At 63.8% G+C, this 19166-nt stretch carries 22 protein-coding genes and 1 pseudogene; 5 read left to right on the top strand and 18 right to left on the bottom strand.

All coding sequences use genetic code 11. The features are described from left to right. Nucleotides 1-49 precede the first annotated feature (49 nt). Entirely contained in the window at nucleotides 50-640 is a 591-nt protein-coding gene (locus tag FJ940_RS13870; RefSeq protein WP_140516488.1) for an HD domain-containing protein, read from the bottom strand. Beyond that, nucleotides 637-1788 carry a gamma-butyrobetaine dioxygenase gene (locus FJ940_RS13865; protein WP_140656825.1) on the bottom strand — a complete coding sequence of 384 codons (1152 nt, stop codon included), beginning with the start codon at nucleotides 1786-1788 and terminating at the stop codon, nucleotides 637-639. Before FJ940_RS13865 ends, FJ940_RS13870 begins: the two co-directional genes overlap by 4 nt. A gap of 118 nt (nucleotides 1789-1906) precedes the next feature. On the opposite strand from FJ940_RS13865, the gene FJ940_RS13860 reads away from it, so the two are divergent. Then, nucleotides 1907-2794: a LysR family transcriptional regulator gene (locus FJ940_RS13860; RefSeq protein ID WP_140630982.1), complete on the top strand. Its 888-nt coding sequence runs from the start codon at nucleotides 1907-1909 to the stop codon at nucleotides 2792-2794. A gap of 3 nt (nucleotides 2795-2797) precedes the next feature. On the opposite strand, the gene FJ940_RS13855 is transcribed toward FJ940_RS13860, so the two are convergent. The 3 genes from FJ940_RS13855 to FJ940_RS13845 are packed head-to-tail and all read right to left on the bottom strand — an operon-like array spanning nucleotide 2798 to nucleotide 4245. Beyond that, nucleotides 2798-3319 carry a GNAT family N-acetyltransferase gene (locus tag FJ940_RS13855; protein WP_140656823.1) on the bottom strand — a complete coding sequence of 174 codons (522 nt, stop codon included), beginning with the start codon at nucleotides 3317-3319 and terminating at the stop codon, nucleotides 2798-2800. A gap of 49 nt (nucleotides 3320-3368) precedes the next feature. Beyond that, nucleotides 3369-3677, bottom strand: coding sequence for a hypothetical protein (locus FJ940_RS13850; RefSeq protein WP_140516495.1), 309 nt, complete (start codon nucleotides 3675-3677; stop codon nucleotides 3369-3371). Between the two features lie 4 nt (nucleotides 3678-3681). After that, on the bottom strand, nucleotides 3682-4245 hold the full coding sequence (locus FJ940_RS13845; protein ID WP_140579979.1) for an XRE family transcriptional regulator: 564 nt from the start codon (nucleotides 4243-4245) through the stop codon (nucleotides 3682-3684). 154 nt (nucleotides 4246-4399) lie between these two features. On the opposite strand from FJ940_RS13845, the gene FJ940_RS13840 reads away from it, so the two are divergent. Next, on the top strand, nucleotides 4400-6232 hold the full coding sequence (locus tag FJ940_RS13840) for an ATP-binding protein (RefSeq protein ID WP_140516706.1): 1833 nt from the start codon (nucleotides 4400-4402) through the stop codon (nucleotides 6230-6232). A gap of 221 nt (nucleotides 6233-6453) precedes the next feature. Here the strand turns inward: FJ940_RS13840 and FJ940_RS13835 are convergent, their stop codons facing one another. Continuing rightward, nucleotides 6454-7245, bottom strand: a complete 792-nt coding sequence (locus FJ940_RS13835; protein ID WP_140516501.1) for a GGDEF domain-containing protein — start codon at nucleotides 7243-7245, stop codon at nucleotides 6454-6456. A gap of 106 nt (nucleotides 7246-7351) precedes the next feature. Continuing rightward, nucleotides 7352-8323, bottom strand: coding sequence for a tRNA (adenosine(37)-N6)-dimethylallyltransferase MiaA (gene miaA / locus FJ940_RS13830; protein ID WP_140648739.1), 972 nt, complete (start codon nucleotides 8321-8323; stop codon nucleotides 7352-7354). Between miaA and serB the strand changes: the two genes are divergently transcribed. Then, a complete protein-coding gene (gene serB / locus FJ940_RS13825; RefSeq protein WP_140559556.1) occupies nucleotides 8307-9194 on the top strand; it encodes a phosphoserine phosphatase SerB in 888 nt (295 codons plus the stop codon). The genes miaA and serB overlap by 17 nt on opposite strands. A gap of 28 nt (nucleotides 9195-9222) precedes the next feature. Continuing rightward, nucleotides 9223-9489 (top strand): annotated as a pseudogene (locus FJ940_RS13820) (GNAT family N-acetyltransferase); the annotation flags it as partial. On the opposite strand, the gene FJ940_RS13815 reads toward FJ940_RS13820, so the two are convergent. The 8 genes from FJ940_RS13815 to FJ940_RS13780 all read right to left on the bottom strand — a co-directional run bounded on the left by FJ940_RS13815 (nucleotide 9490) and on the right by FJ940_RS13780 (nucleotide 15860). Next, a complete protein-coding gene (locus FJ940_RS13815) occupies nucleotides 9490-9750 on the bottom strand; it encodes a toxin-antitoxin system HicB family antitoxin (protein ID WP_140495345.1) in 261 nt (86 codons plus the stop codon). 45 nt (nucleotides 9751-9795) lie between these two features. After that, a complete protein-coding gene (locus FJ940_RS13810) occupies nucleotides 9796-10143 on the bottom strand; it encodes a putative toxin-antitoxin system toxin component, PIN family (protein ID WP_246671029.1) in 348 nt (115 codons plus the stop codon). An 85-nt stretch (nucleotides 10144-10228) separates the two neighbouring features. Then, nucleotides 10229-11743 (bottom strand): DegQ family serine endoprotease, encoded by a 1515-nt coding sequence (locus tag FJ940_RS13805; protein ID WP_140495341.1) that lies wholly within the window; start codon nucleotides 11741-11743, stop codon nucleotides 10229-10231. 137 nt (nucleotides 11744-11880) lie between these two features. Continuing rightward, a complete protein-coding gene (locus FJ940_RS13800) occupies nucleotides 11881-12069 on the bottom strand; it encodes a DUF2065 domain-containing protein (RefSeq protein ID WP_140521173.1) in 189 nt (62 codons plus the stop codon). Nucleotides 12070-12075: 6 nt separating this feature from the next. Next, nucleotides 12076-13044, bottom strand: a complete 969-nt coding sequence (locus tag FJ940_RS13795) for a protease modulator HflC (RefSeq protein ID WP_140521174.1) — start codon at nucleotides 13042-13044, stop codon at nucleotides 12076-12078. Next, entirely contained in the window at nucleotides 13044-14165 is a 1122-nt protein-coding gene (gene hflK, locus FJ940_RS13790) for an FtsH protease activity modulator HflK (RefSeq protein ID WP_140495337.1), read from the bottom strand. The genes FJ940_RS13795 and hflK overlap by 1 nt, the downstream gene beginning before the upstream one ends. Before the next feature lie 166 nt (nucleotides 14166-14331). Next, on the bottom strand, nucleotides 14332-14850 hold the full coding sequence (locus FJ940_RS13785; RefSeq protein WP_140579982.1) for a dihydrofolate reductase: 519 nt from the start codon (nucleotides 14848-14850) through the stop codon (nucleotides 14332-14334). Further along, nucleotides 14850-15860 (bottom strand): DUF4424 domain-containing protein, encoded by a 1011-nt coding sequence (locus FJ940_RS13780; protein ID WP_140579983.1) that lies wholly within the window; start codon nucleotides 15858-15860, stop codon nucleotides 14850-14852. The genes FJ940_RS13785 and FJ940_RS13780 overlap by 1 nt, the downstream gene beginning before the upstream one ends. Before the next feature lie 124 nt (nucleotides 15861-15984). Here FJ940_RS13780 and cobF point away from each other — a divergent pair, with 124 nt between their 5' ends. Then, the gene (cobF, locus tag FJ940_RS13775) at nucleotides 15985-16749 is read left to right on the top strand and encodes a precorrin-6A synthase (deacetylating) (RefSeq protein ID WP_140495330.1); all 765 of its coding nucleotides are present in this window, start codon (nucleotides 15985-15987) and stop codon (nucleotides 16747-16749) included. Between the two features lie 159 nt (nucleotides 16750-16908). On the opposite strand, the gene FJ940_RS13770 is transcribed toward cobF, so the two are convergent. From FJ940_RS13770 to modB, 3 genes are all read right to left on the bottom strand, one after another. Beyond that, the gene (locus FJ940_RS13770) at nucleotides 16909-17250 is read right to left on the bottom strand and encodes a winged helix-turn-helix domain-containing protein (RefSeq protein ID WP_140495328.1); all 342 of its coding nucleotides are present in this window, start codon (nucleotides 17248-17250) and stop codon (nucleotides 16909-16911) included. 92 nt (nucleotides 17251-17342) lie between these two features. Then, nucleotides 17343-18455 (bottom strand): molybdenum ABC transporter ATP-binding protein, encoded by a 1113-nt coding sequence (modC, locus tag FJ940_RS13765; RefSeq protein ID WP_140656821.1) that lies wholly within the window; start codon nucleotides 18453-18455, stop codon nucleotides 17343-17345. Then, the gene (gene modB, locus FJ940_RS13760) at nucleotides 18452-19156 is read right to left on the bottom strand and encodes a molybdate ABC transporter permease subunit (RefSeq protein WP_140495324.1); all 705 of its coding nucleotides are present in this window, start codon (nucleotides 19154-19156) and stop codon (nucleotides 18452-18454) included. Before modB ends, modC begins: the two co-directional genes overlap by 4 nt. Between the last annotated feature and the right edge of the window lie 10 nt (nucleotides 19157-19166).

Genomic DNA, 19166 nt, shown 5'->3' with positions numbered 1-19166 from the left:
GGAGGCGCGGTTTTGGACCGCGCCTCCCTTTCCTGATCGGTGCGATCGGCTACGCCGCCTGGTCGGCCGCGAACCGCGCCACCACGCGTTCTAGCAACGGCACATAGTCGCGAAACGTGCGCGTCCTCATGTCGGCGACCTTGCCGCCCTCGTCCCAGATGCGGACGCGCACCGCCTCTTCGTGAAACGGGTTCTTGCGGAACCCGGCCACCTCGTCCGGGCTCATCGGCCCGCCCTGCAACGACAGCGTATGAACCGAAGCCGGCGACAGCTTGTCGAAATAGGTCGGGTCGGTGGCGCAGAGATAGCGCTTGGCCGAGACATGCAGCCTGACGCATTCGACGATGACCGGCGGGAAGAACGGCGCCAGCACCTCGCCGCCGGCCTCGTCATGGTGCTTGTCCTCGACGTCATCGGGCGAATAGGTACCGAACTCGCTGGTGTAGTGGCCGATATCGTGCAGCAGGGCTGCTGCCACCAGTTCTTCCGGCGCACCATCCTGCTCTGCGAGCCAGGCGCCCTGCAGCATATGCTCGGACATCGTCACCGGCTCGCCGAGATAGGATTCGGCTCCCCGGCGCTCGAAGATATCGGCGATGAATTCGACGATGTTGCCGGCGTTCAGATCATGTGGGTTCATTCCGCCGCCTCCTTGAAACCGTGCTCGATCGCCGCCAACGTCGACAGCAGGCCGTCCTTGTCGGCATAGCAGCCCTGCAGCCAGCGTTTCCCGGTTCCCGAAAACGCTTTGCGCGCATGCATGACGCGGGTGTTGTCGACGATGAAGGCTTGCCCCGGCTCGAGCTTGAACGTTACTTCGAAGGCCGGATCCTCGATCAACTCCGCAAAGCGGCGATAGGCGGCGTAGTAGGCATCCATCTCGGCGAAAGGCACGTCGACGGTCGGCGCCAGCGAGCGGTTGTTGAAGCGGATGCAGATCAGTTCGCCGTCCGGCCCGAGTTCGATCATAGGCCGCTTCGCCTGCAGCCGCACGCCGGTCGATCCGGCATATTCGAACCGGGCAGGATGCGAACTCAGGAGTCGGAAGCCTTCGGGGTTCTCGGCCTGCAGGGCGGCCGCCACGGCGAACCCGTCGACCACGCTGGACTCACCACCCTCCACCGTGTTCTCGATACAGGACAGGATCTGCAGCGTCGGCACCGGGTCGCGATAAGGATTGTCGGTGTGCGCCTGGAGGCCGAGATTGGTGTAGGCCAGATTGTTCGGATTGACCTCGGCGCGCACTTCGAACCAGCGCCCGTAATTGGTCTCCCTGATGTAGCCGAACAGGTCGGAGACCTTGCACAGAGCGCCGGATTCGGCCGGCAGTCCGTCCATCACTGCAAAACCGTAGGCCCTCACCGCCAAGAGCCATTCCCGCAGCACACTGCGGCTGCGGCTTGCCTTCGGATAACCGGCGCGCGGCACCGAATTCTGCATCGTCGCCCTTGTCCAGCGCTGCACCGCGTCGGCGGTCCATCCGGACTGACGGGCCTCGGCGCGATCATAGGCATTGGCTCGAAGCCACGCCTCGGGAAAGCTGACCGTCTTCTTCTCGGGCACGAATCTGATCTCCACGGCATTGCCCTTGATCGAAGCGGCACCGATCCGCGTCTCGGCTGGAATATCGAGGATGGTGATCAGTCGCTGGCCGTTGCCGGCGCTGCGTGTCTTGTCGTCGAGTGCGTTGTCGCGAAGCCACATGGCATGGAACCGGCAGCGTGTGCCGTCGTTCCAGCCCAGTTCGATCATTCTTCCTGCGTCGCCTATCAGCGCATCGGTCAACATGGAGATGTTCCTGTCCATTGCGCCCCGCAGTCCGCTCAGCGGGGCCTCGATTGCATGTTGATCGAGCGAAAGGTACAATTGAAATTATCATTTTTCGGTCAATGGCTGCAAAATCGTAATGCCTGCGAGAACCATCCCCACCTTGCCCCCACTCGACTGGCTGCGCAGCTTCGAGGCAGCGGCGCGGCTTTCGAATTTTACGGCGGCGGCCGCCGAACTCGGCCTGACCCAGGCGGCCGTCAGTCAGCATGTCCGGCTCCTCGAGGATCGGCTGAAGACGCGTCTGTTCTCACGGCTGGCGCGGGGCGTCGCACTGTTGCCGGAGGGCGCCGCCTACTTGCCCCACATCCAATCAGCCTTCGCCACCATCGGCAGCAGCACGGCGGAACTGTTCGAGCCCCGCGCCGTCGAGACCGTCACCTTGCGGGCGCCGATCTCTTTCGCTTTGCTGGTGCTCGTTCCGAAGCTGCCCGACCTTGCCAAGGCGCTGCCGCGCATCCATGTCGACCTGGTGACGATCCATCGCCCGACCGACTATGACCTGCCGGGCTCAGCGCTGGACATCCGTTTCGGCAACGGATCCTTTCCCGGACGCCTGGCCGACAGGCTGACCGCCGAGCGGCTTGTGCCGGTGGCCGCCCCGGCCTTGGCCAGTGATGCCGACTGGACATCCCTGCCGCTGCTCCTGGTCGCCGGTGCGCGCGAGATGTGGGCGGAATGGTTCGCCGCGGCGGGATTGGCCGGTCACCCCAGGCGCTCGCATCGCTTCGACAGCTTCGTGGCTGCGATGGAGGCTGCGCGAGCCGGCGCGGGCGTGCTTCTGGGCTCGCGGCCGCTGATTGACGAGGCACTCGAAAGCAAGGCCCTGGCCAGGCTTTCCGATTTCGAGCTCCCGAGCACATCGGGGCATTTTCTGACCAAGGCACCGATCGCGCGACTGACCGGTGCCGAGCAGGATTTCCGCCAATGGCTGCTGTCGCGCCTCGGCGAGCCATCTCCGACATGACGTTCACCGGCCGATGCGCTTCCAGTAGATGAGCGTGCCGGTCAGCCCGCCATGGGGCTTCAATGCATAGTCCGGTATGTCCCCGGTCAGCGTGAAGCCCAGCCTCTCATAGAGCCCGGACGCCCCCTCTTCGGTCGCCGTATCCAGAACCAGAAGTGTGCGGCCCCTCTCCACCGCAAGGGCCTCGGCCGCTTGCATCAGGCGGGTCGCCACGCCTTTGCCTCGACAATCGGGGCGCGTCATCAGCTTGGCGATTTCGGCCCGGTGCGGCTGGTTGGGCGGACAGTCGAGCAGCAGCGTGACCGTGCCGACCAGCGTGTCTGCCTCCCACGCGCCAAGCACCACCCGCTCACCTCTTGCGGCCGCCGTCAGCGACGTGTCCCAGAACCTGCGGGCGGTTTCCGGCGCCAGCGGATGCATGAAGCTCACCGACCCGCCCGCGGCAACCGTTTCGACCAGAAGATCGCCAAGCAACGCCTGTGTCCGCGCGTCCTGCGTCAACATTCTGATCTCGATGGAATGCATGCTCGTTCTGCCTGGCTGAGATGGAAGGATCGATACGGTCGAACTGGCGTCAATCGAAAGCGCTGAATCGCTTTCCCTTGCGCGCCGCCTTGATCGCGGCGATGCGTTCGGTGTCCTCTTCCTGAAGGTGGCGTCCGCGTTCGAGGAGTTCGAGCGTGTATTCCTCATAGGTAAGTCCCAGCCGTTCCGCCTTGTCCACGCGCATCAGCATGACGTCGCGGCTCGGTGCTTTCCACGCCTTGGCATGCGCGGCCTGCCAGGCCAGGAAAATATAAGGATCGCCCTTGCCCCATGGCGGCCCCTTGTAGTCGTCGAGCGGCGGTCCCCCATTGTGGGAGCGCTTTGGACGTCTCGGCATGATGTCAGGCCCTGACCAGCGCGACGAGATAGTCGGCGCCCGCCTCGAGCGCATGGAAGGTGCAGTCCGACGGCGCGCCGAGCGCCAGACAGTCGCCGGGCTCGAGCCTGTGCACCAGATCGCCCTCGATGAATTCCAGCCGTCCGGAGATCAGCCATATCTGCTGTTTGATGAAGGCGTAGGACGCCGCGGGCAAACTGACCTTGGCGCCCGCCGGCAGATGAACCCTGATCAGTTCGAGCGGCATGTCGCCGGCCGGCGAAAGATGCCGCCTGACATAGCCGGTATCGGGATCCCGCCAAACGGGCTGGTCGCTCGCCCGCAGCAAGCCGCCGCCCTGCAATTCCGCGCGTGCGATAAGGGTCGACAGCGTCATGCCGAAGGCGGCGGCGATCCGCACCAGGAGCGCTGCCGTCGGGCTGGTCATGCCGCGCTCGATCGTGCTCAGCATGGCTTTGGAGACGCCGGAGCGCTCGGCGAGTTCGGCCAGGGACCATTCCCGTATCGTCCTCTCGGCGTGTATCCGTCTGCCGATTGTGGAGGAGATATCGTTCGCTATATCATTCATTCGTTTATTATAGCGAAAATCCGACAGCTGGAAAAGAGCCTTGTCGCGACAATTTTCACCAGCTTCTTAATCCTCCCTACACCATCCGGCCACACTCGACCTTAACCCAGTTCCTGTAGGCTCGACGTGAGGGAAAATGGGGATTGGCCTGTCCATGTATGTCGAACGCGAAGCCTCGGTCGGAGAACCGACATCGCAGGAGCGCCGCAACGCCGAACAGAACGACAGGCGCATCCTGGGCAATGTCGTGCAATGCGACGGTGCGCGCGCCACTATCAGCGCCTTTGCGGACGACGTCGACGGCGCGGTGACCGGCCTGTGGACGGTCGGCAAGATGATCTCGGTCAATCTCGGCAGCACGCGCACCGTCGGCCTGGTCTATGCGATCGGCAAGTCGGATCGCGCCTGGAACAGCGAGGGCCAGAACGCCATCGAGGTCAGCATCGAGCTGATCGGCGAAGTGCGCGACGGCGCCGAGCCCGGCTCCAAGCCGATCTTCGACCGCGGCATCACCACCTATCCCCATATCGGCGCCATCGCGCACCGCATCCGCAGCCGTGACCTGCAGGCCGTCTACGATCTGGCCGGGCGTCATTCGATCACCATCGGCTCGCTGTCGCAGGACGAGGCGATCGCCGCCAACATCGCCATCGACGACACGCTGGCGCGCCACTTTGCCATTGTCGGCACCACCGGTGTCGGCAAGTCCACCGCCGTCTCGCTGCTGCTGCGCAAATCGATCGCGGCGCGGCCGGATCTGCGCATCCTGATCCTCGATCCGCACAATGAATTCGCCGCGTCGCTGCCCGAATATTGCGTCAAGGTCGATTCCAAGACGCTCGACCTTCCGTTCTGGATGTTCCGGCTCGAGGAATTCGCCGAGGTTCTGTTTCGCGGCCGCGAGACCGTGCCCGACGAGATCGATGCGCTGCGCGACCTCATTCCGCTCGCCAAAAACCTCTATCGCAACCCCAATTCCGGCGCCTATCTCAGGCGCGGCAGCGATGCGCTGACCGCCGATACGCCAGTGCCCTACCGCATTGCCGATCTGCTCAAGCAGATTGACGAGCGCATGGGCATGCTTGAAAGCAAGAACGAGCGCCCGACGCTCAAATCGCTGAAGACTCGCATCGAATCGGCGGCAGCCGATCCGCGCTACCGTTTCATGTTCAACTCGCGCCTGATCGAGGACACCATCCACGAGACCATAGGCAACATCTTCCGCGTGCCGCATAACGGCCGCCCGGTGACCTGTTTCGAAATGGCCGGCATGCCGTCCGAAGTGGTCAATTCCGTCTGTTCGGTGCTGGCGCGCCTGGCGTTCGACCTTGCGCTGTGGAGCGAGGGCAAGCTGCAGCTCCTATTGCTGTGCGAAGAAGCGCATCGCTACATGCCGGCCGATGCGCGCCTCGGCTTCGCGCCGACAAGGCACGCGCTGTCGCGCATTGCCAAGGAAGGCCGCAAATACGGCTGCTATCTCGGCGTCGTCACCCAGCGCCCGGGCGAACTCGACCCGACCATCCTGTCGCAGTGCTCGACCTTTTTCGCCATGCGGCTCGCCAATGAGCAGGACCAGGCGATCATCCGCTCGGCCATCGCCGACTCGTCCGCCTCCACGCTTGCTTTCCTGTCGTCCATGGGCCAGCGCGAAGCGATCGCCTTCGGCGAAGGCGTGGCGACGACGATGCGGCTGAAGTTCGAGAGACTGCCGGCTGAACTGATCCCCGGCACGGCAAAGCGCGAACAAGCCATGTCGTCGAAAACCGGAGACGATGTCGATCTGGTGACGATCGTGGAACGGCTTCGCAACGTTCCAAAGCCGCAGCAGCAGGCGATGGCCTTTGCCGAAGTGGTCGATTCTGGCCGCCAGGCCGGCGATCCCGACTACCGCAAGCCGCCGGCCGCACGCGTGCAATCGGACGATGATTTCGACATGCGCTACGGCCTAAAGCCCGCCACCTTCGGCATGCGCCCCCAGAACGATTGAGCCTGCAAGCTCTCTGACGACCGGCCGGGAAGCCGCACACAAGCTTCCAAAGGCTTCACATCATCGAACCAGCTTGGTCAAATCCCGAAAGGGAATTCATCAGGCCGGATTGATGGCGTGGTTTTCAAGAAGCCGGAGCGGAGCGGACATTCAGTCCGTGAGCACCGGAAGTCGAAAAAGCCGCGTCAGGCAACCGGCCTCGTGAATTCTTCTTCGGGATTTCAGGCGCAGACGCGGTTGCGGCCTTGCCTCTTGGCCTCGTAGAGCTGGCGGTCGGCGCGGCGATAGAATTCTTCCGCCGTCTCCTTGCGGTCCCAGACGGCAAGGCCGACGCTGGTGGTGATCTTGAGCCGGACATTGCCCGAAAGAACCGACATGTTGGCGATCGCCTTGCGGATACGCTCGGCGAATTTCGACAACAATTCCGCCTCCATGTTGGGCGTGACCACGGCGAATTCCTCGCCACCCAATCGCGCCACCACGTCATGGTAGCGCGTCATGTCCTTGAGACAGCTGGCGACGGCCTTGAGTACCTCGTCGCCAACGTCGTGGCCATGTGTATCGTTGACCTGCTTGAAATGATCAAGGTCGAGGATCATCAGCCCGACGGGTTTCTCGATGCGCTTGAACTCGTCGAGATATTCCTTCAGCGCGTCGTCGAAATAGCGCCGGTTCTGCATGCCGGTCAGGCTATCTGTCAGCGCCGCATGTTCGAACGTCTCGGAGCGGGCGCTCAGTGACACGGTCATGGCGCGCAGCTTGCCTTCCTCCGTCGCCTGCCTGCGGATCAGCGGGTAGATGAAGAAGATGCCGAAGAACAGCGCGGTCGCGAGCAGCACGCCCGTCGCGAAAAGCAGCTTGTTGAGGTAGATGACCTTGTCCAGGCCGGAGGCCGTGTGCAGTTCGGTGGCAAAGGATTGCAGCAGTCCATAGGCATGCAGCGTCACCAGGCCGGCGGCCAGGATCACGAAGATAAAGACGAAAAACGCCGATTCCGCCTTGTGGAAACGCATCTGCTCCCCGATGGAAAAATGCCCATCGACCTTATGGCATGGCGGGCCTTACGGAGGGTTAATTTGGACAACCACAACGAGAACCTTTCCGTGAAGGAAAGGCTTTCTAGGTTGCATTAGCAACAAGCGTTTGGATCGTGGTTTCGATATCGTCACCAGGATGCAATCTTTGCCATTCCGGTCCTAGCTGGTGCCGAAACCAGGTCGTCTGCCGCTTGGCATATTGCCTGGTTGCGATCTTGGCGCGCTCAATCGCCTCGGGAAAACCCGATTGTCCGGCCATCGCCGCTTGCAGTTCGCGAACGCCGATCGCCTTCATCGCCGGCAATTGCGGATCGAGACGAAGCGATGCGAGTTGCCTGACTTCGTCCAGTGCGCCCTTGGCCAGCATCTGGTCGAAACGCCTTTCGATGCGTCCGACCAGCGCGGCCCGGTCCGGCTCGATGACGAAGAAGCGGGCCGTCTGTCTGTCGATGAGCGGCCGGCCCCGCGCGGCCTGCCAGTCCAGGATCGAGCGGCCGGATGCGTCGAGCACTTCGAGCGCCCGCACGATGCGCTGGCTGTCCGTTGGCTTCAACTGCATGGCTGCCCTGGAATCCTCGCGCAGCAGGATGCCATGCAGTTTGACGGCGCCTTGCTCCTTCAACTCGTAGCGCCAACGGTCGCGTACCTGCCGCGGAATGTCGGGCATTTCCGAAATGCCCTCGGCCAAGGCGCGAAAGTAAAGGCCGGTGCCGCCGACGAAGATCGGTCGCCGCGAGAGCGCGCCGTCTTCGATCAGCCTCGTCACGTCGCGCAGCCACGCCCCGGTCGAGTAGGCGGTGCCGGGATGGACATGCCCATAGAGATAATGCGGTGCCCGAGCGAGGTCCGCCGCCTCCGGCCGGGCAGTCAACACGTCGAGAACCGAATAGGCTTGCATGGAATCGGTGTTGACGATCACGCCGCCTATACGTTCGGCCAGGCCGACCGCCAGCGCCGACTTGCCGCTGGCGGTCGGCCCGGCTATCAGGATCGCATTCTTCACGCGGCCTTCGCCCGCATCCGCACCGGAATTATCGATGCCGCTTGTCGCCACGCTTGTTTCCCATCCCGCCGATCGTGCCTTGTCACCATCGCTTGCGAATATGGCCTCACGGTCGGTGGGCGCAAGCACTGTTCGCTGGATGGCCGAAGACATTGCCTGCGATCTCGCACTGCCGGCGAATGCACAAGCCGACGAGGCGGCCGCCAATCTGCGCGCGGCGCTGGCCGCCGAGCCGATCGACGTGATCGTCCAGCAGTCGGCAACGCGCCGCAAGAAGATCCTCATCGCCGACATGGATTCGACCATGATCGACCAGGAATGCATCGACGAGTTGGCCGACGAGATTGGCGTCAAGGAGCACGTCGCGGCGATCACCGCACGATCGATGAATGGCGAGGTCGCCTTCGAGCCCGCCCTGCGCGAGCGCGTGGCGTTGCTCAAGGGGCTCGATGCGGCCGTGGTCGATCTGATCGTTGCCAACCGGTTGACATTGGCCTCCGGCGGTCGCGCGCTGGTGCAAACGATGCGGGCCAACGGCGCCTGGACCGCGCTAGTCTCGGGCGGCTTCGAGGTCTTCACCTCACGCATCGCCGCCATGCTCGGCTTCCATGAAAACCGCGCCAACCGCCTGCTCGAACAGGATGGCCTCTTTGCCGGGTTGGTCGGCGAGCCGATCCTCGGCCGCGCCGCCAAGGCCGAGGCGCTGATCGAGATCACGGCGCGTCTCGGCCTCACCCCGGCCGATGCCATTGCTGTCGGCGACGGGGCCAACGATCTCGACATGATCCGCCTTGCCGGCACCGGTGTTGCGCTGCATGCCAAACCGATGGTGGCTGCACAGGCAAAGGTTCGCATCGACCATGGCGACCTGACCGCATTGCTCTATCTGCAAGGCTACGGGCAGGAAGAGTTCGTCCAATGAAACCAATGCGCACCGAGCGCCTGATCCTGCGCCCGAATTCTGGGGCAAGGGTTATGTCACGGAAGCTGCCGAGGCATGGCTGGCCTACGGCTTCGAAAAACTCGGCCTTGGCGAGATCGTCTCCTTCGCGGTCGAGAACAACCGCCGCTCCACTGCCGTCATGAAGCGCCTCGGCATGACCGCCGATCCCTCGGCCAACTTCGACCACCCCGGCATTCCCGACAGCCACCCGGAGCTGAAGAGGCATGTGTTCTACAGGCTGACGAGCGCGGATTGGCGGAAGAATCGTCGCTGATCAATGCCTGTCAGGTGGAAATTCGTCGCCGGACTGTGGCGATCTGTCTGCGACCCGCCCCAGCATTTTCGCGAAATCGCCCGGTGACGCGTCGCCGGCACGACGACGCAGGAAGTCAGCTGCCGCTTCCATTGCCCCGACCTTTTGCGCCACAGCCGACGCAATCCATTGATTGAGCGACACGCCATCGGCCTTCGCGAGGCGCGCGGCTGCTTCCTTAACCGACTGTGGCAGTTTCAGCGGATAAGTCGCTTTGCTCATGTACGAAGTCCTTCCAAGAACTCGGCCGGGCTCACAAGCAGTACATCAAAACGGCCTGCCGCAGCTAGGGAAGTCCCGGCGATTGTGAGTCACCAACGCATCGGCCCGGCCGTTGATCGCTGCTTCAAGCACCATCTCATCCTTCGGATCGTTCAATTGCGGCCGCCAGAGAAAGTGCAGCTCGACCGGCTCAGCCAGCAATGCAAAGCCGGCCAGCAAACGGCCCAGATCCGGCGCGGACAACCCGTGAGCCGCCACCTGCTCGGGTCTGGCCAGCACGGTTTCATATTCAAGAAACAGCGCTGTCGTCACTAATGGGCGAATTTGCCGATCCGCAATCAGCTGCAGGATGGCGAAAGACGCGCCATTCCTGCTTCGCAAGCCTGCCGTCAAAACGTTTGTGTCCAGTACGATCCGCCTCACAAGTCAAAATAGTACATCCCATGGGATGTTACAATATGACCATCGTTAGCGATCCTCAGTCCATCCGGATCGTCACAAACCTCAGCTCACCGGTCTTGGACGCCAGCATCAACAGTGCGTTCTTGCGTCCCTGCTCCTTCAGCGCGCCGATCCGGTCCATCACATCCTTGGGCGTGGCAACCGATTCCTGTGCAATTTCGGTGATCACCTCGCCCGGCTGGATGCCGCGTTCAGCCGCGGCCGAATCCTTGGCGACATCGGTGATGACGACGCCCGAAACATCGGCGGCGATGCTGAACTTCTTGCGCGTATCGTCGTTCAATTCGCCGACGGTCATGCCGAGCACCGAGGCCGTCGAAACCGCCGGCGCCTTGTCGCCTTTGTCCTGGTCGGTGTTGCCGTTTTCGCCGCTGGCGAGCTTCTCGCTGTCCTCGAGCCGGCCAAGTGTTACCTTCACCGTTTGCTCGACACCCTTGCGCACGATCAGCACGTCGACCGCCTTGCCGACCGGGCTCTCCGCGACCACACGCGGCAGGTCGCGCATTTCGTGGATGTCCTTGCCGTCGAACTTGATGATCACGTCGCCGGCCTGGATGGTGCCGTTGTCGACCGGTCCACCCTTGATGACGCCGGCGACCAGCGCACCCTTGGCGGTCGCCATGCCGAGGCTCTCGGCAATGTCGTCGGTCACCGGCTGGATGCGCACGCCAAGCCAGCCGCGCCGCGTTTCGCCATATTGGCGCAGTTGCTCGACAACGCCCGATGCGAGCTGCGAGGGGATGGAGAAGCCGATGCCGATCGAGCCGCCGGACGGCGAAATGATCGCCGTGTTGATGCCGATGACCTCGCCGGCGCTGTTGAACAGCGGCCCGCCCGAATTGCCGCGGTTGATCGCGGCATCGGTCTGGATGAAATCGTCATAGGGGCCTGAATTGATGTCGCGGTTACGCGCCGAGACGATGCCGACCGTGACCGTGCCGCCGAGGCCGAACGGATTGCCGATCGCCATCACCCAGTCGCCGACGCGCATCTTGGTGGAATCGCCGAACTTCACCGCCGTCAGCTTGTGGCCCTTCGGATCAACCTTGAGCACCGCGACATCGGTCTTGGTGTCGGTGCCGACCAGCGTCGCCTTCAGCGTGACTCCATCGGAGAAATTGACCTCGATATCGTCGGCATCGGCGATGACATGGTTGTTGGTGACGACGATGCCCTGCTCGGCGTCGATGACGAAACCGGAGCCGAGCGACTGCACTTTCTGCGAGCCATTGTCCTTGTCGCCGCCGCGGTTCTTGAAGAAATCGTCGAAGAAATCCTGGAACGGCGAGCCTTCGGGAAGCTGCGGCATCGGCACCGCGCCCGGACCTTCCGTGCCCTTCACCGTCTGCGACGTCGAGATGTTGACCACCGCGCCGAGCAGGCCTTGCGCCAGGTCGGCCACCGAAGCAGGCCCGTCGGCGGCCATTGTCGGCGTCACGAAGGCCGGAACGGCCACGGTGCCCAGAAGAAGCGCTGCCGCGCCAGCGACGAACGTGCGTCGAGCCGCGCGCAAAAGGGTGTTGGATGTCATCGAGAAGCCTCCCGGCACTTCTGAAAGAGAAAAGCGCTTCGACGGAAACGCCGTGTCGCGCCATGATGGCAAGAAATAGGGCACGTTTGCGGCTATGGCTATTGGCAGAGTGTAAATCCCGCGTTTTTGCACACCCCCTAGCCGCCGCGGATCAGCCAGACGATACCGACGCCGGCGGCAATCGCCACCAGCCCGGCGATCCGCAATGCGTTCTCCGGCAACGACAGCACCTCAGCCGCCAGTTTCCTGGCGAAACCGGGAAAGCCGCCATAGACCAAGCCCTCAATGACGAGGACCAGGCCTATTGCCGCGAAGAAATCCTGCACCGGCCGCTACTGGCCGGTGCCGGGCGAAGTTGCGGGTGCGGTCGCCGGTGCGGCAGGAGGTGCCGGTTGCGGAGCCGCCGGCCTTGCCGGCGCCTCCTTTCCGTCAGGGTCGCGGAAGAAACGGAAGAACTCCGAATTCGGCGACAGCACCATTGTCGTGCCGGTGTTGTCCAGCGCCGTGCCATAGGCGTTCATCGACCGGTAGAAATCGAAGAACGCCGGATCGCGCTGATAAGCCTCGGCAAAGGTGGCGCTGCGCTGCGCCTCGCCCTCGCCGCGCAGGATTTCGGACTCCTTCTGCGCTTCCGCGATGATCTCGACCACCTCACGGTCGGCGCGGGCCTTGATGCGCTGCGCCGCCTCGTTGCCGCGCGCCCTCAGCCTTTCGGCCTCAGCCAGACGTTCCGCCTTCATGCGATCGAAGGTCTGCTGCGAGACTTCGGCGGTGAGGTCGGTGCGGCGGATGCGGACATCCTCGATCTGCAGGCCGAGCGAGGTGGCGTCGGGCCGTAGCTGATCGCGCACTTCGCGCATCATCACAGCGCGCTCCTCCGAAAGGGCGGCCTCGAAGTCGCGCAGACCGTAGACGCGGCGCAAGGCAGCGTCGAGACGCGTCCTCAGCCGCGCTTCGGCGAGCTCGATCTGGCCGGATACCGCGGCACGGAAGACACGCGGATCCGAGATGCGGTAGGCGATGAAGGCATCGACCTCATAGAACTTGCCGCCCGAGACCTGGACGCGGATGTTGTCGAGGTCGAAGCGCAGCACCCGATTCTCGATCAACTGCACGGTGTCGGCGTCGAAGAACGAGAACGGCGCCTTGAAGTAGATGCCGGGCTCGGTCTTGACGTCGACGATCTCGCCGAACCTCAGCACCAGCGCCTGCTGGCGCGCATTGACCACGAAGACTGACGAATAGAGCAGGAACAGGATGACCGCCGCGATGACGACGATGACGGGGAGACGGTTGGCCATCACTGGTTACCTCCCGTCGTCGCGCCAAGCGGGGCCGGAGCCGGCGCTTTCTGCTGCAATGCCGGCAGCGGCAGATAGGGGACGACCCCCTGCCCGTTGCCTTGCTCGACGATCACCTTGCCGGAGTCCTTCAGCACCTTCTCCATCGTTTCCAGGTAAAGCCGCTTGCGCGTCACGTCGGGCGCCTTGGCATATTCGTCATAGACGGAGATGAAGCGCTGGGCCTCACCTTCGGCCTCCTGCACCACCCGGTTCTTGTAGGCGGCCGCGTCTTCGCGGACCTGTGCGGCCTCGCCGCGTGCCTGGCCGAGCTTCTGGTTGGAGTACTGGTTGGCCTGCTCGACGAACTTATCCTCGTCCTGCTCGGCGCGCTGCACCTCGTCGAAGGCGTCGGCGACCTCACGTGGCGGTGCGGCGTCCTCGATCGAGATGGCGTTGACCTGAAGCCCGGCCTTGTAGCCGTCGAGCGTGGTCTGGATGATCTCGCGCACCGAAGCCGCTATGCCCTGGCGGTCGTCACGGAAGATGTCCTGCGCCGGCCTGCGGCCGACAGCCTCGCGCATCGCGCTCTCGGCGACCTGCCGCAGCATGCCGTCCGGGTCGGAGACGTCGAACAGATAGGCGCGGGGATCGGAGACCTGATAGGCGACCGAGAACTGCACGTTGACGATGTTCTGGTCGCCCGAAAGCATCAGCCCCGACGTGTTGCCGCTGGACGCGCCACCGCCAATGTCGACGAGCTGCTCGGAAATCTTGGCCGTTTCGACGGTTTCGAGCGGCCACCAGTGGAAATGCAGGCCGGGCTGCGACAGCTCGGCCTTCGGCTTGCCGAAGCGCAGCTCGACCGCGACCTCATCGGGCTGCACGGTGTAGACTGCCTGGAACGCCCATAGCACGACCAGCGCCGCGCCGATCAGCCCGAATATGGCCGGACTGGCGCCGCCACCGCCGGGCAGCGCACGCCGCAGCCTGTCCTGGCCACGGCGGATGATGTCCTCGAGGTCGGGAGGCGAGCCTTGCGGGCCGCTTGGCCCCTTCGGTCCCTGCCCCCAGGGTCCCTGATTGTTGCCGCCGCCGCCCCATGGGCCGCCGCCACCGCCACCTTTGTCGTTCCAGGGCATGAATGTCCTTTCGCTTGGAATTCCCTCAAGCGCCGGAATTTCGGCGCAAATCCAGTCTTGTTCTTCTATAGGGACGCCACGGCATGCTTTCAACGCGATGCTCTGCCGGCATCATCGGTTTTGGGCCGGTCGCGACCCTTTGTCGTCTTTAAACGCCTTTTTTCTTTCAATGGCTCTCGCGGCGTCGCTCGTAAACCGTATAGCGCGTCGCGTGGCTGTCCTTTTCGCCGACCGGGATCTCCTGCGAACTGACTTCGCGCCAGCGTTTCGGATCGATCGGCGGGAAATGCGCGTCGCCGTCGACAGCGGCCAGCACATGGGTGACATGCAGCCGGTCAGCGAGCGGTAGCGCCTGCGCATAGATTTCGCCGCCGCCGATCACGCAGACCTCGTCCACCCCGCTCATGCAGCGCCCCCGCACATCAGCCAGCTGGATCGCGTTCTCGAGCGTATGCGCCACCTCCACCCCGTCGGCGCGCCAAGCCTTGTCACGGGTGACAACGATGTTCAGCCTGCCCGGCAGCGGCCGGCCGATGCCTTCATAGGTCTTGCGTCCCATGATGATAGGTTTGCCCATCGTGTCTGCCTTGAAGCGCTTGAGATCGGTGGAAAGCCGCCAGGGCAGCCCCCCGTCCCGCCCGATAACGCCGTTCTCGGCGATGGCGACATAGATTGCCACGTGCATCAGTTGCCGTCCCCATTGTCGGATGGATCGAGGATAAGGATGTCGATGTCGCGCTCTGGATAGAAGTCCTCAGCCGTCATCTCGAAACTCGTCGGCCCGACCTTCCTGACATTGTCGCCGCAGAACGAGACCAGGGCTTTGGGATTGTCCTTGTCGACGGTCAGCTTGAACTTGCCGATGCTGCCGGCCGCCCAGTTGCCGCCGGTGGTCAGGATGTAGGCGATGCGGCTCTCGTAATACTTTGGATAGCCGTCGGGATCGTTCTTGGCAGCCTTGCGCACTGCGTTCTCGAACGTGTCGTCCATGCAGTAGCGGGACTTGTAGGCGGCGTACTGTCCCTGGAACTTGCCGTCGTAGAAGAAGCTGACCGACGAGGTGCCGCCGACGCTCGGTTTGTAGCGGTGGGAAACGTGGACGTCCTTGTTGGCCGGAAAGGTCGAGCGCCACCAATAGGTCGAGCGCAATTGCCAGAACGGTGCATAGTTGGGTTTCGCGCCAGCGCTGTCATCGACAGTGTCCTCGATGATGATGCCGCGGGTGACCCAATCGTCGGCCACCGTTTGCGGCAGCTTCGCGAGCGCCGCCTTTGCCGCTTCACCGAATGGGTTGAAAGGCACGTTCTGCGCCTTCAGGTCGGCACCGATGTCGATGCCGAGCGCGAACACCTTCTGCTCGAGCTCAGGCTTCGCCGCCACGCCGTCGATCGTCACCTCGAAGCCGAGGAAATTGTCGCTCTGGTTTTCGGGGATCGCCGGCATCTCCTCGGGATCGCCGGATATGTCGGGCATTGGGAAGGCGACGATCGCCTCGACGTCCTTGTCGGTGTTGTTGTGGAAGACGTAATCCACGGTCACCTTTTCCGGCGAGATGAAGAGGTCCTCGCTCTGCATCGCCACGGCATCGCTGCGCGACAGGACCAGACCGCCTGTGCCGAGCTCGGCAACGGAATCATTGGCGAACGCGGGTGCGGCCGACAAGGCCAGCACCGCCGTCAGAACATATCGCAACATGAAAGCCCCTCGGCGAGAATGTCGCGATGACCCTAGCGGTTTCAACGTGGCGTTTCAAAGCCCTTCCGCATCCGCGCCACGCCAGTCTGGACTAAAGGGTTGCGATCGGGCAGGAGTTCGCTTCATGCGCAAGCTTCTCGTCATCGGCATCGGCGCCGGCAATCCCGACCATATGACCGTGCAGGCCATAGACGGCCTCAATCGGGCCGACGTGCTGTTCATCCCCGACAAGGGTGCGAAGAAGAACGATCTTGCCGAACTGCGCCGTCACATCTGCGACCGCTTCGTCACCAACCCGAATTCACGCCGCGTGGAATTCGACGTGCCCGTGCGGGCCGAACCGGCGCCTTCCTATCGCTCGACTGTCGATGACTGGCACGAGGCAATCGCCGCCATCTATGAAGACCTGATCCGCGAAGAGATCGCCGAGGATGGTTGCGGCGCCTTCCTGATCTGGGGCGACCCCTCGCTCTACGACAGCGCGCTGCGCATCCTGGAGCGCGTACGCCTCAGGGGCAACGTCGCCTTCGAACTGGAGGTTATTCCCGGCATCACCGCCATCCAGGCGCTCGCCGCCAGCCACGCGACAGCGCTGAACCGCATCGGCGATTCCATCCTGATCACCACCGGCCGCCGGTTGACGGAAGAAGGTATGCCGCAAAATGCCGGCAGCGCCGTCGTCATGCTTGACGGCAAATGCGCCTTCAACACGCTCGCCGACCAGGATCTTTTCATCCAATGGGGCGCCTATCTCGGCACGCCGGACGAAATCATCGTCTCCGGCCGCCTCCGCGACGTCGGCGCCGAAATCGAGAAAATCCGCGAGCAGGCCCGCGGGGAAAAGGGCTGGATCATGGATACGTACGTGCTGAGGAAGGTAGGGGAGTAGGGCAGTAAGGCAGTAAGTGAACGAGACATCAGGAGCCGGAACACAAGAAAGCACACGAAAAATTCGACGCGCCCGAGTTGGTCTGCCCTACTGCCCTACTGCCCTACTGCCCTACTGCCCTACTGCCCTACTGCCCTACTGCCCTACTGCCCTACTGCCCTACCCCTCCTCAATCTCCGCCTGCAACGCCTCCATATGCGTCGCGGCGGCCGAAGCCGCCGCGCGTTCGATGGCGCGGAAACGGCTGACCACGGCCAGGCCCACCGCCGTCAATTGTGCGCCGCCGCCCTTGCGGCCGCCGGTCTGCGCGGCCACCAGCGGCTTGCCGAACACCCGGTTCATGTCCTCGACCAAGTCCCACGCATGCTTGTAGGACATCTCCATACCGCGCGCGGCGGCCGAGATCGAACCGAAGGCGGCGATCTGCTCCAGCAATTCGATCTTGCCCGGCCCGATGCGCCCGTCGGGGTCGAGATTTATCCGCAAGCTCAGCGACGGCATTGTCTTCCTCCGCGATCACGCCCGCCATGTTAGAGCGTCCCTGGCCGCCTCGCTATTCCAAATCGATATAGCGCAGAGACCCGCTCGCCGTCTCAGCCGTCCGCCTCCGCGGGGAGCCCGCCCCCGGTGTTTGCCTGGTCGAAACTCACCGTCTTGATCACGGCGAAGACCTGTCCGCCGAGCCGCAGCTTCAGAACCTGCCGCGACTGTTCGGTGACCCGTGCCAGCACGGTCGCGCCGTTGCAGTCGATACCGATCTCGACCGTCGGCCCCTCGCCCGGTCTGATCGCGACGATCGTGCCGGCCAGGATGTTGAGCGCGCTGAGACGAGACGGCCGTTCGGTGGCGATCATGACGTCGCGCGCGCGGATGCGTATGCGCACCGGCGCGCCCACCGTCGCCGCCAGCTTGGGCACACGTATCTCGCCGGCGTTCGAGCCAAGCACCGTCATGCCGAAAACCTCGTCATGCTGCAGTACGCTGGTGTCCAGCACCGCGCCGCCCTCGCCGCGCTCCTCCGCCGGCAGAAGGTCCGGCCTTTGCATGACAGCCGTGGTCGGGCCGCTGGTGGCAAGCTTGCCTCGCGCCAGCATCACCACGTCGCTCGCCAGCCGCGCCACCTCGGCGATCGAATGGCTGACATAGACGATCGGGATCTTGGTCTCGTCGCGCAGGCGCTCGACATAGGGCAGGATTTCGGCCTTGCGCGCCTCGTCGAGCGAGGCCAGCGGCTCGTCCATCAGCAACAGCCGGGGGCTGGCGAGCAGCGCCCGGCCGATCGCGACGCGCTGCCTCTCGCCGCCCGAGAGCTTTGCCGGCCGCCGCGCCAGCAGCGGCTCGATGCCGAGCAATTCGACGACGGCGTCGATCTCGGCATAACGCTCCGCCGCCGGCGTGAACCAGCGGCCGTAGCGCAAATTGCTCGCCACGCTCAGATGCGGAAACAGACGCGCGTCCTGGAACACCATGCCGATCCGGCGCCTGTGCTTCGGCACGAAAATGCCCTTGGCGGTGTCGACCAGCACACGCCCATCGATCTCGATGCGTCCCTGATCGGGCCGGATCAACCCGGCAATCATATTGATCAGCGTCGTCTTGCCCGAGCCAGAGGGCCCGAACAGCGCCGTCAGCCGCCCGGCGCTCTCGAAGCGGATGTCGAGCGGGAAATCGCCGAGCCGATGGCGGATGTCGACAACGACCGTCATTCGATGTCCATCCGCCGGCCGACGCGCCGCGCCAGCACTTCCGAGGCCACCAGGGCGGCCATCGAGATGACGATCGAGATCAGCGTCAGCCGAAGCGCGCCGGCATCGCCGCCCGGCACCTGGGTGAACGTGTAGATTGCCGACGGCAGCGTCTGCGTCTCGTTCGGGATGTTGGAGACGAAGGTGATCGTCGCCCCGAACTCGCCCATCGCCTTGGCGAAGGAGAGGATGGCGCCGGCGATCAGCCCAGGCAAGATCAGCGGCAAGGTGATGGTGCCGAACACCCATGGCGGGCTTGCGCCGAGCGTTCCGGCCGCCGCCTCCATCTTGCGGTCGACGGCCTCGATCGACAATCGGATCGCCCGCACCATCAGCGGAAAACCCATGACGCCGCAGGCAAGAGCCGCACCCGTCCAGCGAAAGGAAAAAACGATGCCGAAATGCTCGGCCAGGAATGCGCCGGCCGGCCCGCGCTTGCCGAAGGTCAGAAGCAGGAGATAGCCGGTCACCACGGGCGGCAGGATCAGCGGCAGATGCACCAGCCCGTTGAGCAGCGTCTTGCCCCAGAAGCGGCCGCGCGCCAGGAGCAGCGCTATCGCTATGCCCGGCGGCAGGCTGGCGATCATCGCCACTGTCGCCACCTTGATGGACAGCCGGACCGCATTCCATTCGTCGGGAGTGAGGTCCAGCAGCCAGTTCATGCGCAGGTGG

The organism is Mesorhizobium sp. B2-3-7, from assembly GCF_006442695.1.
GTDB lineage: Bacteria > Pseudomonadota > Alphaproteobacteria > Rhizobiales > Rhizobiaceae > Mesorhizobium.
The sequence above is the reverse complement of the archived record's forward strand: the minus strand, read 5'-3'. Positions and strand labels throughout refer to the sequence as shown.

Bases quoted from the DNA above. Each gene is read 5' to 3' on its own strand.
- FJ940_RS13870 (WP_140516488.1), bottom strand. From the start codon at position 640: ATGAACCCACATGATCTGAACGCCGGCAACATCGTCGAATTCATCGCC.
- FJ940_RS13865 (WP_140656825.1), bottom strand. From the start codon at position 1,788: ATGTTGACCGATGCGCTGATAGGCGACGCAGGAAGAATGATCGAACTG.
- FJ940_RS13860 (WP_140630982.1), top strand. From the start codon at position 1,907: ATGCCTGCGAGAACCATCCCCACCTTGCCCCCACTCGACTGGCTGCGC.
- FJ940_RS13855 (WP_140656823.1), bottom strand. From the start codon at position 3,319: ATGCATTCCATCGAGATCAGAATGTTGACGCAGGACGCGCGGACACAG.
- FJ940_RS13850 (WP_140516495.1), bottom strand. From the start codon at position 3,677: ATGCCGAGACGTCCAAAGCGCTCCCACAATGGGGGACCGCCGCTCGAC.
- FJ940_RS13845 (WP_140579979.1), bottom strand. From the start codon at position 4,245: ATGAATGATATAGCGAACGATATCTCCTCCACAATCGGCAGACGGATA.
- FJ940_RS13840 (WP_140516706.1), top strand. From the start codon at position 4,400: ATGTATGTCGAACGCGAAGCCTCGGTCGGAGAACCGACATCGCAGGAG.
- FJ940_RS13835 (WP_140516501.1), bottom strand. From the start codon at position 7,245: ATGCGTTTCCACAAGGCGGAATCGGCGTTTTTCGTCTTTATCTTCGTG.
- serB (WP_140559556.1), top strand. From the start codon at position 8,307: ATGCCGCTTGTCGCCACGCTTGTTTCCCATCCCGCCGATCGTGCCTTG.
- FJ940_RS13815 (WP_140495345.1), bottom strand. From the start codon at position 9,750: ATGAGCAAAGCGACTTATCCGCTGAAACTGCCACAGTCGGTTAAGGAA.
- FJ940_RS13805 (WP_140495341.1), bottom strand. From the start codon at position 11,743: ATGACATCCAACACCCTTTTGCGCGCGGCTCGACGCACGTTCGTCGCT.
- FJ940_RS13795 (WP_140521174.1), bottom strand. From the start codon at position 13,044: ATGGCCAACCGTCTCCCCGTCATCGTCGTCATCGCGGCGGTCATCCTG.
- hflK (WP_140495337.1), bottom strand. From the start codon at position 14,165: ATGCCCTGGAACGACAAAGGTGGCGGTGGCGGCGGCCCATGGGGCGGC.
- FJ940_RS13785 (WP_140579982.1), bottom strand. From the start codon at position 14,850: ATGCACGTGGCAATCTATGTCGCCATCGCCGAGAACGGCGTTATCGGG.
- FJ940_RS13780 (WP_140579983.1), bottom strand. From the start codon at position 15,860: ATGTTGCGATATGTTCTGACGGCGGTGCTGGCCTTGTCGGCCGCACCC.
- cobF (WP_140495330.1), top strand. From the start codon at position 15,985: ATGCGCAAGCTTCTCGTCATCGGCATCGGCGCCGGCAATCCCGACCAT.
- FJ940_RS13770 (WP_140495328.1), bottom strand. From the start codon at position 17,250: ATGCCGTCGCTGAGCTTGCGGATAAATCTCGACCCCGACGGGCGCATC.
- modC (WP_140656821.1), bottom strand. From the start codon at position 18,455: ATGACGGTCGTTGTCGACATCCGCCATCGGCTCGGCGATTTCCCGCTC.
- modB (WP_140495324.1), bottom strand. From the start codon at position 19,156: ATGAACTGGCTGCTGGACCTCACTCCCGACGAATGGAATGCGGTCCGG.